The 14898-nt window shown below is 67.4% G+C and carries 14 protein-coding genes and 1 riboswitch; of the genes, 6 read left to right on the top strand and 8 right to left on the bottom strand.

The genetic code is table 11. The features are described 5' to 3' along the window. Nucleotides 1-2: 2 nt before the first annotated feature. On the bottom strand, nt 3-317 hold the full coding sequence (locus tag WA670_RS01035) for a DMT family transporter (RefSeq protein WP_037808251.1): 315 nt from the start codon (nt 315-317) through the stop codon (nt 3-5). 33 nt (nt 318-350) lie between these two features. Next, nucleotides 351-413, bottom strand: a riboswitch (guanidine-III (ykkC-III) riboswitch). A gap of 49 nt (nt 414-462) precedes the next feature. After that, entirely contained in the window at nt 463-1227 is a 765-nt protein-coding gene (locus tag WA670_RS01030) for a class I SAM-dependent methyltransferase (RefSeq protein ID WP_240691267.1), read from the bottom strand. A gap of 82 nt (nt 1228-1309) precedes the next feature. Here WA670_RS01030 and lysS point away from each other — a divergent pair, with 82 nt between their 5' ends. Continuing rightward, nucleotides 1310-2818, top strand: a complete 1509-nt coding sequence (gene lysS, locus WA670_RS01025) for a lysine--tRNA ligase (protein ID WP_134728478.1) — start codon at nt 1310-1312, stop codon at nt 2816-2818. A 162-nt stretch (nt 2819-2980) separates the two neighbouring features. Next, nucleotides 2981-3334: a histone-like nucleoid-structuring protein Lsr2 gene (locus WA670_RS01020; protein ID WP_037354752.1), complete on the top strand. Its 354-nt coding sequence runs from the start codon at nt 2981-2983 to the stop codon at nt 3332-3334. 119 nt (nt 3335-3453) lie between these two features. Here WA670_RS01020 and WA670_RS01015 read toward each other — a convergent pair whose 3' ends face one another. After that, complete coding sequence (locus tag WA670_RS01015) at nt 3454-4281, bottom strand: helix-turn-helix domain-containing protein (protein WP_134728477.1); 828 nt, start codon at nt 4279-4281, stop codon at nt 3454-3456. Nucleotides 4282-4349: 68 nt separating this feature from the next. On the opposite strand from WA670_RS01015, the gene WA670_RS01010 reads away from it, so the two are divergent. Then, complete coding sequence (locus WA670_RS01010; RefSeq protein ID WP_134728476.1) at nt 4350-4919, top strand: TIGR03086 family metal-binding protein; 570 nt, start codon at nt 4350-4352, stop codon at nt 4917-4919. 18 nt (nt 4920-4937) lie between these two features. Here the strand turns inward: WA670_RS01010 and WA670_RS01005 are convergent, their stop codons facing one another. Continuing rightward, the gene (locus tag WA670_RS01005; protein WP_336156697.1) at nt 4938-5753 is read right to left on the bottom strand and encodes a (2Fe-2S)-binding protein; all 816 of its coding nucleotides are present in this window, start codon (nt 5751-5753) and stop codon (nt 4938-4940) included. A 374-nt stretch (nt 5754-6127) separates the two neighbouring features. On the opposite strand from WA670_RS01005, the gene WA670_RS01000 reads away from it, so the two are divergent. Further along, a complete protein-coding gene (locus tag WA670_RS01000; RefSeq protein ID WP_037808241.1) occupies nt 6128-8677 on the top strand; it encodes an ATP-dependent Clp protease ATP-binding subunit in 2550 nt (849 codons plus the stop codon). Between the two features lie 63 nt (nt 8678-8740). Then, nucleotides 8741-9730 carry a hypothetical protein gene (locus WA670_RS00995; protein ID WP_336156696.1) on the top strand — a complete coding sequence of 330 codons (990 nt, stop codon included), beginning with the start codon at nt 8741-8743 and terminating at the stop codon, nt 9728-9730. On the opposite strand, the gene WA670_RS00990 is transcribed toward WA670_RS00995, so the two are convergent. Both WA670_RS00990 and WA670_RS00985 read right to left on the bottom strand, forming a co-directional pair. Continuing rightward, the gene (locus tag WA670_RS00990) at nt 9727-10317 is read right to left on the bottom strand and encodes a PIN domain-containing protein (RefSeq protein ID WP_336156695.1); all 591 of its coding nucleotides are present in this window, start codon (nt 10315-10317) and stop codon (nt 9727-9729) included. The two genes, WA670_RS00995 and WA670_RS00990, sit on opposite strands and share 4 nt — an antisense overlap. A gap of 57 nt (nt 10318-10374) precedes the next feature. Then, the gene (locus WA670_RS00985; RefSeq protein WP_037808236.1) at nt 10375-10800 is read right to left on the bottom strand and encodes a helix-turn-helix domain-containing protein; all 426 of its coding nucleotides are present in this window, start codon (nt 10798-10800) and stop codon (nt 10375-10377) included. Between the two features lie 132 nt (nt 10801-10932). Here WA670_RS00985 and WA670_RS00980 point away from each other — a divergent pair, with 132 nt between their 5' ends. Then, nucleotides 10933-12720: an Hsp70 family protein gene (locus tag WA670_RS00980; protein WP_336157177.1), complete on the top strand. Its 1788-nt coding sequence runs from the start codon at nt 10933-10935 to the stop codon at nt 12718-12720. 3 nt (nt 12721-12723) lie between these two features. Here the strand turns inward: WA670_RS00980 and pcp are convergent, their stop codons facing one another. Together pcp and WA670_RS00970 are read right to left on the bottom strand one after the other, a co-directional pair. After that, nucleotides 12724-13329, bottom strand: a complete 606-nt coding sequence (pcp, locus tag WA670_RS00975; RefSeq protein ID WP_037808230.1) for a pyroglutamyl-peptidase I — start codon at nt 13327-13329, stop codon at nt 12724-12726. After that, nucleotides 13326-14771, bottom strand: coding sequence for a M1 family metallopeptidase (locus WA670_RS00970; protein ID WP_037808228.1), 1446 nt, complete (start codon nt 14769-14771; stop codon nt 13326-13328). The genes pcp and WA670_RS00970 overlap by 4 nt, the downstream gene beginning before the upstream one ends. Between the last annotated feature and the right edge of the window lie 127 nt (nt 14772-14898).

The following is a 14898-nucleotide window of genomic DNA, read 5'->3' as shown; positions in this document are numbered from 1 at the left end:
CCTCAGTGGAACAGTTTCAGCCCGACGACCCCGGCGACAATCAGCACGAGGCAGGTGATCCGACCGACGGTGAGCGGATCGTTCATCGCGACGATCCCGTACACCGCGGTTCCCACCGCGCCGATGCCGACCCACACCGCGTATCCGGTGCCGAGCGGAATTTCGCGCAATGAATACGCGAGGCCGGACATGCTGAGCAGCAGCGCGCCGCCGAACAGCACGCTCGGCCAGAGCCTGCTGAAGCCTTTCGAGGCGCCGAGCGCCGCGGCCCACACGGTTTCGAGAAATCCGGAAACAACAAGAACGAGCCAGGCCATGATCGAGAACCTTTCGCAGTGACGGATGCGTTCACTGCGCCGTCTTGTCGTCACCGGGTACGACGCGCTCGTCCGGGGCGGGAGCACCGCCGCTTCCGAAATTAGCACTCCCGGCCCGCGGCGAGGTGGTGATTTCGGTCGCCGCTCAGCCCCGGCGAGCCCGCATCACCGTCGTGACCAGTGGATAGTCGAATTCGCCTGTTCCCGTCTCCGGAACGGATTCCAGGTACTCCCTGGCTCGCGCGAGCGTCCGGTCGCGGTCCGGCTCCGAAGCGACGAGCAGATGCGAATGCGTGGACACGGTCGCCAGCAGCGAATCGATCGAGCGGCGGTGCTGGTGGGCGAACCGCTCCTGTTCGAACGGGCCGAAGCCGTCCGCGCGCAGCGTTTGTTCCGCGCCGGCGAGGTAGCGGCTGATGCCCGTGCGGATGATCCGGGCGAATTCGAGCACCCACGGCACTGATTCATCGTCGTGATTCCATAGCGCCACGACGGCCCCTCCCGGCCGCAGCACCCGGCGGATCTGCGCGAACGCCGGCGCCAAATCGAACCAGTGCAGGGCCTGTCCGATGAACACCGCGTCCACCGACGCGTCCGGAAGCGGAATGTCCTCGGCCTTGCCGAGCAGCGCGGGAACGTCCGGCAGTCGCCGGGACAGTTCGGCGAGCATGTCCGGATCGGGCTCCACCGCGGTCACCGAGCGGCCGAGGCCGGCCAGTCCCTCGGTGAGTTTTCCGGTGCCCGCCGCGAGGTCCAGCACCTCACGTACCGGTCGATTTGCTCCGGACATCCCCCATTCGAGTGCGGCCAGGGGATAGTCCGGCCGGTGCCGGGCGTAGGCGCCCGCCTGGTCGCCGAACGAAGAAGCCCGCCGGGCGTGCAGTTCCGCATCAGTGCCGGGATCGCTCACGAGTAACCACCCTAATACCGTGAGTGCCCCGGTAGGGGAATCCGGTTGACGCGGTTCACCAGCGGCTTCGTACGCTATGGCCATGACCGAATTCCCCGCGTCCGACGCACTGCCCGATGACGACCTGCCCGAACAGATGCGGGTGCGCCGGGACAAGCGCGACCGGATAATCGCGGAGGGCGCCGATCCTTACCCGGTAGAGGTTCCGCGTACGCACACTCTCGCGCAGATCCGTGCCGAACATTCCGGTCTCGAAGCCGACACCAGCACCGGTCAGTCGGTCGGCGTCACCGGTCGCGTCATGTTTCTCCGCAATACGGGCAAACTGTGTTTCGCCACTCTTCGTGAGGGCGACGGCACGGAACTGCAGGCGATGCTGAGTCTCGCGCAGGTCGGCGCCGAGTCGCTCGCCTCGTGGAAGTCCACTGTCGATCTCGGCGACCACGTATTCGTGCACGGCGAGGTGATCACCTCGAAGCGCGGCGAGCTTTCCGTGCTGGCCGACAGCTGGCAGATCGCGGCGAAGTCGCTGCGCCCGCTGCCGGTGGCGTTCAAGGAGCTGGCCGAGGAAACGCGAATCCGGCAGCGTTATGTCGATCTGATTATGCGGCCGAAGGCGCGCGACGTGGTGCGCACGCGCTCCGGCGTGATGCGTTCGCTGCGCGAGTCGTTCCACCGCCGGGGATTCACCGAGGTCGAGACGCCGATGCTGCAGACGCTGCACGGCGGAGCCGCGGCCCGGCCGTTCGTCACGCATTCCAATGCCTTCGACCTCGAGCTGTTCCTGCGCATCGCGCCGGAGCTGTACCTCAAGCGCTGTGTGGTCGGCGGCATCGAGAAGGTTTTCGAGATCAACCGGAACTTCCGCAACGAGGGCAGCGACTCCTCGCACTCGCCGGAGTTCGCGATGCTGGAGTACTACGAGGCGTACGCCACTTACGACACGAATGCCGTGATGACGCGCGAACTCATCCAGGAGGCCGCGGAGAACGTGCTCGGCACCCAGGTCGTCACTCTCGCCGACGGAACCGAGTACGACCTTTCCGGCGAATGGACGACACTCGGCATGTACGAGTCGCTCTCGGAAGCGCTCGGCGAGGAAGTGACGCCGGATACTCCCGCCGAAGCACTGCACAAGATCGCCGCGGCGCGCGAGATCGAGGTGGATCCCAAGCTAGCGCACGGCAAACTCGTTGAGGAACTGTGGGAACATCTCGTCGGCGACGGACTGCACGCCCCCACATTTGTCCGCGATTTCCCGCTCGAGACGTCTCCGCTCACCCGGCAGCACCGCACCCGCGCGGGCGTGGCCGAGAAGTGGGACCTGTACGTGCGCGGATTCGAACTCGCCACCGGATACTCCGAGCTGGTGGATCCGGTCGTGGAACGGCAGCGGCTCACCGAACAGGCGCGGCTCGCCGCTGCCGGGGATAGCGAGGCCATGCGTCTCGACGAGGATTTCCTCCGCGCGCTCGAGTACGGAATGCCGCCGAGCGGCGGGGTCGGAATGGGGATCGACCGGCTGCTCATGGCACTGACCGGGCTCGGTATCCGGGAGACGATCCTCTTCCCGCTCGTACGCCCTGAATAGGTCGCGGCCCCGTCGCACGGTCGGATTTTCTCAATGCGGATTTGCCTACGGCGGGGCAAGCGGGTATTAATATGGGTGTCAAAGACTTCTGTAGCTCGGGGCTTGCCCCGAAACCAGATCATGTAGCCAGATCATTCGGGCAAGCCCCGCAGGAGGAATCAGATGGCACAGAAGGTGCTGGTCTCTCTGGTCGACGACCTCGACGGCAGTGAGGCGGAAGAGACCGTTGAGTTCGGTTTGGACGGTGTGAGCTACCAGATCGACCTGTCGAGCGAAAACGCCGAGGAACTGCGGGACGCGCTGGCGCAGTATGTCGAGCACGCGCGCCGCGCCGGCGGCCGCAAGCGCGCGCCGCTGCGTCCGGTCGCCGGCGGCAAGTCCCCGGCCCGCCCGGCCGCGGTCGACCGCGAGCAGAACCAGGCGATTCGCGCGTGGGCCCGCAAGAACGGTTTCCAGGTTTCCGACCGCGGGCGCATCCCGTCGGAGGTCGTCGAGGCTTACCACAAGAAGAACTGACCGGGCATTTCCGGAACTCGCGGATGCGGTCCTCCGGTTAGCGAACCGGAGACCCCCTTCGGGGACTGCCTGCCAAACGGCCGTCGGGAACATTCCCGGCGGCCGTTTGGCGTTCCGGATTAGTTTCCCGGCTTTGCGCCGTCCGGCGTGCCCGACATCAGCCGGCGAGCGGAGCGCGCGTACTCCGCGGGAGGCGCTCCGGTCACCGCGCGGAAATCGCGGATGAAGTGAGGTTGGTCGCTATAGCCCAGCCGAGTCGCCAGATCTGCGTAATCCGGCGGGATCGGTGCGGCGAGCAACCGAGCGGCTTCGTTGAGGCGGTAAATCCGGATCGCCCACTTCGGCGTTGTTCCGACGTGCTCGGCGAACAACCGCTGCACCGCCCGGACGGACAGTCCGAGTGCCGCCGCCAGTTCCGCGACCTTGGTGATCCCGGGATCCGCGGCGATTGTTTCCACCGCGTCGGCGGCCGCCCGGGTCGCTCGCGGAATGGGACGGCGGCGTGCGATCAGCAAGTTGTCGATTGCATTGATCATTTCCGCGTCGGTCCGCGCATTCCGGATGGATTTTTCCGCGAGCGCGGCGTCCGGCCCGAAGACCTCGGCCACGTCCGCCGCGCGATCGGCGAGGGTGCGCACCGGGGCGTCGAGGAACGGGCGGAAACAGCCGGGCCGGATCCTCGCCCCGATCCCGTGCACGCGTCCGGTGAGCCGGTGCGTGAAAAGCTGGTGCGCCGGACCGTAAACCCCGCACGCGCCGGGAAAGAACGTCACGTGCACCGACAGATTCGGCAGCACGTGCTGGTCGTGGGGTTCGGGCAGGTCCCAGCGCAGGATCCAGTGGTGTTCCACGAATTCGCGCAGTTCCGGGGCGGGCGGATGCCGGGTCAGCGTGAACTTGGTGCGAGCCGTCCGCTCGTTCAGGATGCCGCTCGGGATCCGCCGCATGGCTGAAAACAGTAGTGCGTCGCGTAATTTCAAGACGGCCGCCGAACCCGGGTGGTTGGCTCGGGAGCATGTCGAATCACTCCGGACTGCTCGCCCCGGCCGCCGCCGAACTGCGGCGCGTCGCGGCGGCCGCCCCGTCGCTGACCGCGCCCACCGCGTGCGCCGACTACGACGTGCGCGGCCTCCTCAACCACCTTCTCTACTGGGGCCCGTGGCTGGCCGCCGCGATCCGGCACGAGCCTTACGAACCGCCCGCGCCGACCGAAGCCGAGGCGTCCCTCGTCGGCGACGACTGGCCGAAGGCGTTGGAAGCGATGACCGACGACGTGCTCGCCGCGCTCGCCCCGGCGGAGGCGTGGACCGGCACCATCACCTTCGGCGGTTCCGAGCTGCCCGCCGCGGTCGTCGGTGACATGGTGCTCGGCGAACTCGTCCTGCACGCCTGGGACCTGACGCGGGCGAGCGGCACGGAGCTGAACTGTCCGGACGAAACTGCCGAGGTTGTCCTCGCGTTCGCGGCGGGGATGGGCGAGCAGGCCCGCAAGGGCGGCGTCTTCGGCCCGGAAGTCGCGGTGCCGGAAACCGCGCCGGTGCTGCATCGGGCGCTGGGCGCGACGGGCCGGGACCCGTACGCCTGAAAGATCACTCGATGGAGATCATCGGGGACAGGTGCGCGGACAGCTGTCGCATTCCGCCTCGCCGGGTAGGAGATAGGAGAAGCAACAGCTCTCCCGGCGGCGTTCCCAAACCCGGTGTCCGTCGTCGTTGACCGCCATTCGCAAGGTGGACGCCGAGGTCAGCGGGCGGTACTGCGCGTCGAGCACCAGCGCGGCATCCGCGACGCCAGCGCCTTCGGACTCGGCTGTCCCGCCTTGCCGGCCAACCCGCCACAGCGCGCCGTCCAGCGCGTCTGTGGCGGCCGCCCAGAGCATGCGGCGGCCGAGCCGGGTGCCAGGGGCGTAGGCGCGGACGAAGCGGGCAGCGTGGCCGACGAACTGCGCGCGCAGCACCGCGGCCAGCGCGCGCTCGTCGCGGACGACGGTCGCCTCGGGGCGGACGCTGCCCGGGTCGGTGGGCAGGCAATAGAAGGCGTCGCTGAGCACGGCCATGCCCTCGGGATGCGGTCGATCGGGGCCGAGGCCGAACGCGAGCTGCTCCGGCTTCAGCGACGGCACCCGGCGCTCGTGGTGCAGCAGCAGCGCGCCCACGTACGCGGGGACGTACAGGTACCAAGACATCACGTAGCTGGCCGCCGTGCGCGCGGGTGCCGCGCCGTGCTGGTCGAGGAGCCAGTCGGTCAGCCGGGACCGCCACTCGGCGAACAGCTCGGGCTGTTCCAGGAGGTCAGCGCAGCGGAACCAGCCCTCGGGGACGTCGCGGCGCAGTTCGTACCGGGCGCTGGTGCGCAGCAGGGAGGACGCGAGACCGTCGCCGATCTCGCGGGCGTCGTCGCGCGAGCGCTGCGGGTTCACCGGTCCACCCCCTGTTCTGGGCACAGCCTGCATTAGGTGTGCCTAACCTTACATACGGCGCGGCATTGCGCCAATCGGGTGGCCAAGGGGTGAGACCACCCGGACGCGCGGGGGTGTTCGCGCTGAGCGGACAGGGGCGCCGGGGCGGAATCCTGATCCGGTCCCGTACGTTCGAGAGGGAGTAAAGGTGCAGCGCAACCGGATGAGCAGCGGTGACCGACCGGGTCGCCGTCCGGGTGCGAAGGGGCCGCCGGAAGCCGTAGTGGTACGCAAGCGCGACCGCTTGGCTACTAGAGTGGTCTCACGGTGCTGTCCGCCGCGGACGCGATCCGCGGAGGTTACGGGCCGCCGACGCAGCAGTCGAGGGAGTGCGCATGTTTGAGAGGTTCACCGACCGCGCGAGGCGGGTGGTCGTCCTGGCCCAAGAAGAGGCCCGGATGCTCAACCACAACTACATCGGCACCGAGCACATCCTCCTGGGTCTGATCCACGAGGGTGAGGGTGTCGCCGCCAAGGCGCTGGAGTCGCTGGGCATCGCCCTCGAGGGCGTGCGCCAGCAGGTCGAGGAGATCATCGGCCAGGGCCAGCAGGCGCCGAGCGGGCACATCCCGTTCACGCCGCGGGCGAAGAAGGTGCTGGAGCTGTCGCTGCGCGAGGCGCTGCAGCTCGGCCACAACTACATCGGCACGGAGCACATCCTGCTCGGCCTGATCCGCGAGGGCGAGGGCGTCGCCGCCCAGGTGCTCGTGAAGCTGGGCGCGGACCTCAACCGGGTCCGCCAGCAGGTGCTGCAGCTCCTGTCGGGCTACCAGACCGGCGAGAAGTCCGCCGAGAGCGGTTCCGGCCGCGGCGAGGGCACCCCGTCCTCCTCGCTGGTGCTCGACCAGTTCGGCCGCAACATGACCGTGCTCGCCCGCGAGGGCAAGCTCGACCCGGTCATCGGGCGCGGCAAGGAGATCGAGCGGGTCATGCAGGTGCTGTCCCGCCGGACTAAGAACAACCCGGTGCTCATCGGCGAGCCCGGCGTCGGCAAGACCGCCGTCGTCGAGGGGCTCGCGCAGAGCATCGTCAAGGGCGAGGTGCCCGAGACGCTCAAGGACAAGCAGCTCTACACCCTCGACCTCGGCTCGCTGGTCGCCGGTTCCCGGTACCGCGGTGACTTCGAAGAGCGCCTGAAGAAGGTGCTCAAGGAGATCAAGACCCGCGGCGACATCATCCTGTTCATCGACGAGCTGCACACGCTCGTCGGCGCGGGCGCCGCCGAGGGCGCGATCGACGCGGCGTCGATCCTGAAGCCGATGCTGGCCCGCGGCGAGCTGCAGACGATCGGTGCGACCACGCTCGAGGAGTACCGCAAGTACATCGAGAAGGACGCCGCGCTGGAGCGCCGCTTCCAGCCGATCCAGGTGGGCGAGCCGTCGCTCGAGCACACGATCGAGATCCTGAAGGGCCTGCGCGACCGGTACGAGGCGCACCACCGCGTCTCGATCACCGACTCGGCGCTGGTCGCGGCCGCGACGCTGGCCGACCGCTACATCAACGACCGGTTCCTGCCGGACAAGGCGATCGACCTGATCGACGAGGCCGGGGCCCGGATGCGCATCCGCCGGATGACCGCTCCGCCGGACCTGCGCGAGTTCGACGAGAAGATCGCCGACGTGCGCCGGGACAAGGAGTCCGCGATCGACGCGCAGGACTTCGAGCGGGCCGCGCGCCTTCGCGACGAGGAGAAGCAGCTCCTCGGCCAGAAGGGCGAGCGGGAGAAGCAGTGGAAGGACGGCGACCTCGACGTCGTCGCCGAGGTGGACGACGAGCAGATCGCGGAGGTGCTGGCCAACTGGACCGGCATCCCGGTGTTCAAGCTCACCGAGGAGGAGACCACCCGGCTGCTGCGCATGGAGGACGAACTCCACAAGCGCATCATCGGCCAGGAGGACGCGGTCAAGGCCGTCTCCCAGGCGATCCGCCGTACGCGTGCGGGTCTGAAGGACCCGAAGCGCCCGTCCGGTTCGTTCATCTTCGCCGGCCCGTCCGGTGTCGGTAAGACCGAGCTGTCGAAGGCGCTGGCGTCCTTCCTGTTCGGCGAGGACGACGCGCTCATCCAGATCGACATGGGCGAGTTCCACGACCGCTACACCGCTTCGCGGCTCTTCGGCGCCCCTCCGGGCTACGTCGGCTACGAAGAGGGCGGGCAGCTGACCGAGAAGGTGCGGCGCAAGCCGTTCTCGGTGGTGCTTTTCGACGAGATCGAAAAGGCGCACCAGGAGATCTACAACACCCTCCTGCAGGTGCTCGAAGACGGCCGCCTCACCGACGGTCAGGGCCGCACGGTCGACTTCAAGAACACCGTGCTGATCTTCACCTCGAACCTGGGCACCTCGGACATCTCGAAGTCCGTGAGCCTCGGCTTCTCCTCCGGAGCGGATTCGACGAACCGCTACGAGAAGATGAAGCAGAAGGTCAACGAGGAAATGAAGAAGCATTTCCGCCCGGAGTTCCTGAACCGGATCGACGACATCATCGTCTTCCACCAGCTCAACCAGGAACAGATCATCCAGATGGTGGATCTGATGATCGGCCGGGTCGAGACGCAACTCAAGGCCAAGGACATGGAGATCGAGCTCACCGAAAAGGCGAAGGCGCTGCTGGCCAAGCGCGGCTTCGACCCGGTGCTCGGCGCCCGGCCGCTGCGTCGCACGATCCAGCGCGAGATCGAGGACCAGCTGTCGGAGAAGATCCTCTTCGGCGAGGTCGAAGCGGGTCAGATCATCGTGGTCGACGTCGAGGGCTGGAGCGGCAACCCGGAAGACCGCGACGACGAGGCGCACTTCACCTTCCGCGGGGAGAAGCGTCCGTCCTCGGTTCCCGACGCTCCGCCGGTGAGCATCGGCGCCGCCGAGAACGGCGAAGCCGAGAACGAGTGAGTTAAGCAAGGAAAAAGGGCGGCTCCCAGGTTTGGGGGCCGCCCTTTTCTCTATTGTCGGGTTATGGGGTCTTCTTCGAGAATCTCGCGGCACGCCATGGCGAGTGCCGGTCTTTCGCTGCTGAGCGACCGGCAGCTCACCGAACGGCTGGAATCCGCCGAGGTGCTGTCCGAAGGAATCGGCGGCACCGGCGCCCGGCTGGATGTCGATGGAGTCCCAGTCTTCGCGAAGCGGGTGCCGCTCACCGCACTGGAGCGGCAGCATCCGCATTCGACGGCGAATCTCTATGGCCTGCCTGCCTTTTGCCATTACGGCCTAGGTTCGCCGGAGGGCTCGGCGTGGCGGGAACTGGCGCTGCACACCATGGCGAACGGCTGGGTCCTCAGTGGCGCGTGCGAGAACTTCCCACTGCTGCATCATTGGCGGATCCTGCCCGTCCCCTCGGGTCGGGTGCCAGACCGTCCGTTGGAAGAAGATGTCGAGTACTGGGGCGGCTCCAAGGCGGTCCGTAAGCGACTCACGGAATTGCGGGACGCGTCGTCGAGCGTTGTTTTGTTCTGCGAGTATTTCCCGACCAATGTGCATCGGTGGCTGCCTGACCATCTGGATCAGGTCGAGCGCCTTGCCGGGCAGGTCGCCGAGACGCTCTCGTTCCTTCGTGCACAGGGAGTTCTGCACTTCGACAACCACTTCGAGAACTTCCTGACCGACGGCGACCGGTTCGTCCTGACCGATTTCGGCCTGTCCTTCGCGCGCCGGTTCGATCTGACCGCGGAGGAGATGGCGTTCGCGGAGCTGAATGCGGGGCATGACCGGGCTTACGGGTCGATGTATCTGGTGAACTGGCTGGTGACCGAGGTGTGCGGGACTTGGGACCGAGAGAGCCGCCTGACCGCGGTCCGCCGCGCGGCTGCCGGGGAGCTTTCGTTGCCCTCGCCGGTCGCTGAAGTGGTGGCTCGCCATGCCGCGGTGGCGGTGGAGATGAACGCCTTTTACGTGCGGTTGCTGGAGGACCGGGAGACGCCTTTTCCGGCGGAGGTTTTCACCAGCTAACTGTCGAACGCGATCTCACGGCAGCGCCTGGCGATTCGCTCGGCGAAGGCAGGACAGCCGGATTTGGCTAGTGCGCCAGCGAAATCCAAGTGTGTGCGGCCGCGTCCGGAGAAGTACTGGATTTGCCTCCGCAGCGTGGCGCGGACGAGTCGCGGCGACGAATCATCGATGAGCACGAAGAATTCGTCCGGGGTGTAGATCTCGTAATCGAGCGTATCCCGTACTGACGTCGGCAGGTCAGTGAACCCGCGGTCAAGGCTGACAACGCAATCCATGGATCCGGCGACGGCGGCTGCGTGGATGTGCCGATCGAAGGGATCGGTCAGAGCGACAGCCTCCTGCCCAGACGGGTAGTCGTCGATCCGGCCGTCCATCGTTCCGGCGATCGCGTCCCGGACTTTGGTGATCTCGGTTCCGCTGAGGCCGGAATTTCGCCTGCGGATGCTCTGGATGGTCTCTGCGAGAATGTCCTCGGTGTAGAAAACGTGGAACATGCTTGCGTTTCCCGTGTCCTTGAGCAGAAGCAGCCAGTCTCGGAGCGTTCTGGCGTGCAGGACATTGGCATCGGGAAGCACGCGAGTGGGCATCGCACCACGATACGAGGGCGAAATTTTCGCGGGGCGGCCCCTCCTGTTCGATTCTGACTATTCGATGCCGAGTTGGTCTTCGATCGCGAGCAGGTCGTTCAACGCGTCTCGTTGTTTGCGCAGTCGTTCCCGGCGGAAGGCGAGAACGTCGTCGCGGCGAAGTTTGGTGTGGCTGCCGGTTCGGGTGCTTGGCAGGTCGCCGGCGCGGACGTGTTTCATCAGCGTGGTCCTGGAGATTCCGAGCAATTCCGCGGCCACGGTGGTGGTGATGACCTCCGGCATCGCGCCGACGGTCACGGTTCCGCCCTCGGCCACGATGGAGATGATCTGGCGCAGCAGTTCGCGGATCTCGCCACCCAGTTCGACGCCGTCGAGCGTGACCTGGCCGCCCGCGTCGGCGATCAGTTCCGCGGCGGCGTGTGCCTCCTGCTGGGCGCGCGGGGTCGCGAACAATGACTCTCGCGCGGTGGTGGTCGGTGTCATGATCTCTCCGCTTCACGGCTGTTGACGTACCCAAGTGTGCCTCAGCTTCACTTATTTTGGCAACTTGGTTTCAGTTATATCTGTCACCAGGGCTCATGAGACGATGCGATGGGGTTTTGGGAGGGGAACTGCGTGGACGTCCTGTCGATCGACTTCGGTACTTCCGGCACGGTCGGCGTCTTGGCGGCCTTCGGGCGCGGGCCGCGGGCTATTGAGGTTGACGGGTCGGTCACCATGTCTTCCGCGGTGTATGCGGAGGAGGACGGGCGGCTCGTCGTCGGGCAGGACGCGGAGCGGCGGGCTCGGCTGGATCCCAGCCGGTTCGAGCCCAATCCCAAGCGGCGGATCGACGACGGTGAGCTGCTGCTCGGCGATCGGCCGGTGCCGGTTGTCGACGCGTTCGCTGCCGTGTTGCGGCGGATGGGCGAGGAGGCCGAGCGGCAGCTCTCCGGGGTTCCGGACGAGGTGCGGTTGTCGCATCCGGCCGGCTGGGGTGCGCAGCGGCAGCAGACGCTCCGGGCCGCGGCGGGGAAAGCCGGGTTCGTTCAGGCGCGGTTGGTGCCGGAGCCGGTCGCGGCGGCGGCGCATTACGCGACTCTCCGCGAAACGGGTGCGCCTAGCGGGCCGATCGCGGTGTACGACCTCGGCGCGGGCACGTTCGACTGTGCTGTCGTCGGCGCGGGTACCGCGGTTCTTGCGGAGGACGGGTTGCCGGATCTCGGCAGTCTCGACATCGACCAAGCCTTGCTGGTCCACATTGGACGGTCCGTGTCGCATGCGGATCCGGCGCAGTGGCAACGGCTTCTTCGTCCGCAGACGACCAGTGACCGGCGGTTGCGGCGGGTGTTGCTTCAAGACGTCCGCGACGCCAAGGAAAGTCTTTCCCGGCACGCGCACACTGAGGTGCCGATGCCGGATCCGTTCGGCGACGTTCTCGTCACCCGCGCCGAATTGGAAGCTTTGGTTCGGCCGAATCTGTTGCGCAGTGCGGAAATGCTCGCGGCGACGATCGCCCGGGCCGGGCTTACGCCGGATCGGCTCGGGGGCGTGTATCTGGTCGGCGGGCCCAGCCGGATGCCGTTGCTGGCTTCGCTGGTCGGGTCGACGCTTGGCGTGGTGCCGACTACCGAGGACCAGCCGGAGACGGCGGTCGCGTTCGGCTTGCATCACGTGGACGTGCGTCCGGCAGCGCCCATGCCCGCGCCTGCACCGGCATCTTGGCCGCCCGTGCAGCAACAGCCCATGCAGCAACAGCCTGCCCAGCAACCCGTACTGAACCAGCGGCCTCCGGCACCCATGCCGCCCCCGCAAGGATGGCAACAGCCGCACAAGAAGAAGTCCCGCAAACCGCTGATCATCGGCGCGATCGCCCTGGCCGTGCTCGTCGTCGCCGGGATCGTGACCGCTGTCGTCGCCACTCGCGGCGACGACAAGCCCGCGGCCAACCAGCCAGTCGTCCCGCCGAACACCACCACCTGCGCTGGTTCACAACCAGCGCTCCCCGGCGAAAACGGCCTCACGAAGTGCATCCGCCGCCTGGCCGGTCCGACTATCCAAACCCGCGCCACCTGTTCCGACGACCCGGAGCTGGCGAAAGCCCTAGGCGCGGTACGCAGCGCGCTGTGCCGCTTCCCGGACAAGACCACCGTCGCGTTCCACGAAGGGCTCACCCTCGCCCAGGTCGAGCCGAGCGCGCGCAAGGACATGGCAGGCCGCATCGAGACCGACACCTGGCGCACTCGCACCGGGTTGAGCGGCCGCTACGTCGCGGGAGTCGGGCCGAAGCTCGGGTTGCTGATCTACCAGGCCGACGGCATTCCGGTGGTCGGCACGGTGATGGACACCAGCCCGTCGCACACCAGCCGCCGGCCACAGGATCTGGTGCAGTTCTTCGAGAAGACCGTCCAGCCTGGCGAATAGGGCTCAGTGCAGGGTGCCTGCCGAGGTGGCCACGTCCTCGTGCACGGTCAGCGCGGTGTCCGCCACGATCTCGAGCGCTCGCGCGATCGAGTCCAGCGGCATCCGCGCTTCCTCCGGCACGTGCACGAAACCGCCGCGCAGTCCGGGAAACTCCGTCGCGATCAGGTGCATCAGGCCGTAGAAGACTTGATTGCACACGTACGTCCCGGCGGTGTACGACACGGCCGCGGGCAGCCCCGCCGACTCGATCGCCGCGACCGCCGCTTTCACCGGGAGCGTGGTGAAGTACGCGGACGGCCCGCCCTCGACCACCGGGACGTCGACCGGCTGCGCGCCCGCGTTGTCCGGGATCCGGGCGTCGATCAGGTTGATCGCCACCCGCTCCGGCGTGACGTGCTGGCGGCCGCCGGCCAGTCCGGCGCACACGACCAGGTTCGGCCGGTGCGCCAGGATCGCGGCTCGCAGCGCCGGCAGCGACGCGTCGAACTCGCACGGCAGTTCAACCGCCACCGTGTCCGTCCGCCGCGCCGCTGCCAGCGAAGCCGCCTGCCAAGAAGGGTTCGTCGCCGCTCCGTCGAACGGTGCGAACCCGGTCAGCAGAACCGTCACTTGGCGGCCGGCTTCAGGTCGCCCGGGTAGAGGTACTCGTCGGACGGCTTGCCGTTGCCGTAGATCCACGCGTCGAAGAAGCCCTGCAGGTCCATGCCGGACACCTTCTCACAGTACTTCTGGAAGTCCTGCATGCTCGCGTTTCCGTCGTGGTGCAGGCGGTTCCAGGTCTTGAGCACCTGGTCGAACGCGTCCTGTCCCATGTACTTGCTGAGCGCGTGCAGCATGACCGGGCCCTTGGAGTACACGTAGGTGAACTCGTGGCCGGGGCCCATGTCGTACAGCTTGCCCGCCCAGAACGAATCGCTGGCCGACGCGACCTGGTCGAGGTACCTGGCGTCGAGGTCGGTGCCGTTCTTCTGCGCCCACAGCCAGGTCGCATACGACGCGAAGCATTCGTTGAGGCAGACGTCCTTCCAGTGGTCGACGGCGACCGTGTCGCCCCACCACTGGTGCGCGTTCTCGTGCACGATCGTGCCGATATTGCCCGCGCGGCCGGAGTAGATCGGCCTGCTCATCGTCTCGAGGGAGAACCCGATCGGCTCGGTCAGGTAGATGCCGCCCGCGGCGTCCACCGGGTACTTGCCGAACTTCGATTCGAGGAAGTCGAGAACCTCGGGCAGCTGCGCGTCGGCCTGCTTCGTGGCGTCGGTGGTGCCCGGCGCGTACGCGCTGACGATCGGGGTGCCGTCCGCGCGCTTGCGCTGGTTGAAGGTCCACTTGTCGATCGCGACCGTGGTCATGTACGGCGCGGTCGGGGTGTTCTCCGCCCAGACGTGCGTGGTGCCCGCGCGCGTCCGGTACTTGCCGACCTCGCGGCCGTTGGCGATCACGCCCCACTCGTTCGGGACGGTGATCGACAGCCGGAACTTCGCCTTGTCGCGCGGGGTGTCGTTGACCGGGTACCAGGTGGTGGCCGACTTCGGCTCGCCCGCCGCGAACGCGCCGCCGGACTTGGTGAACTGCCAGCCGTTCTTGCCGAGGTTCGGGTCGTCGATCGCGACCGGGACGCCGTGGTAGGCGACCTCCGTGGTGAACGGAAGGCCCTTCCACAGCGGCAGCCTCGGCGTGATCACCAGTTCGTGGTCGCCGGTGCGGGTGAACTTCGCGGGAATGCCGTTGACCCGGACCGCGTCGACGGTGAGGCCCCGCAGGTCGAGGTCGAACGAGCTGAGCGACTGGGTCGCCTTCGCGTGGACCGTCTGGACGCCGGCGAGCTGGTGGGTGTCGGGAGCGTAGTTGACCCTGAGGTCGTAGTCGGAGACCTCGTACCCGCCGTTGCCGTCTTGCGGGTAGTAGCTGTCTCCGGCGCCGTCCGAACCGGGCGTGGGCTTGTCCCAGCCGGCCGGTCCGGCCGACGCGATCCCAGTGCCGAGCGTCAAAGCGGTGAGGGTGGCTGCGACGGTCACTGCCGGGCGATGCCAGCGGTGCAGTGCTCTCATGGGCGCTCCTGTGTCTGCGGGTGAATCCTCCGCAACGTAGCGCCGGGAAGCCGGGCAGTAACCGCTTTGGCCGCAGTTTGTCCCGAAAGTCCACACTTACGTCGGGCCCCGACACGGCGAGGGCGTT

The sequence above is a fragment of the Amycolatopsis sp. VC5-11 genome (assembly GCF_037034185.1).
GTDB classification, from domain to species: Bacteria; Actinomycetota; Actinomycetes; order Mycobacteriales; family Pseudonocardiaceae; genus Amycolatopsis; species Amycolatopsis nivea.
The sequence above is the reverse complement of the archived record's forward strand: the minus strand, read 5'-3'. Positions and strand labels throughout refer to the sequence as shown.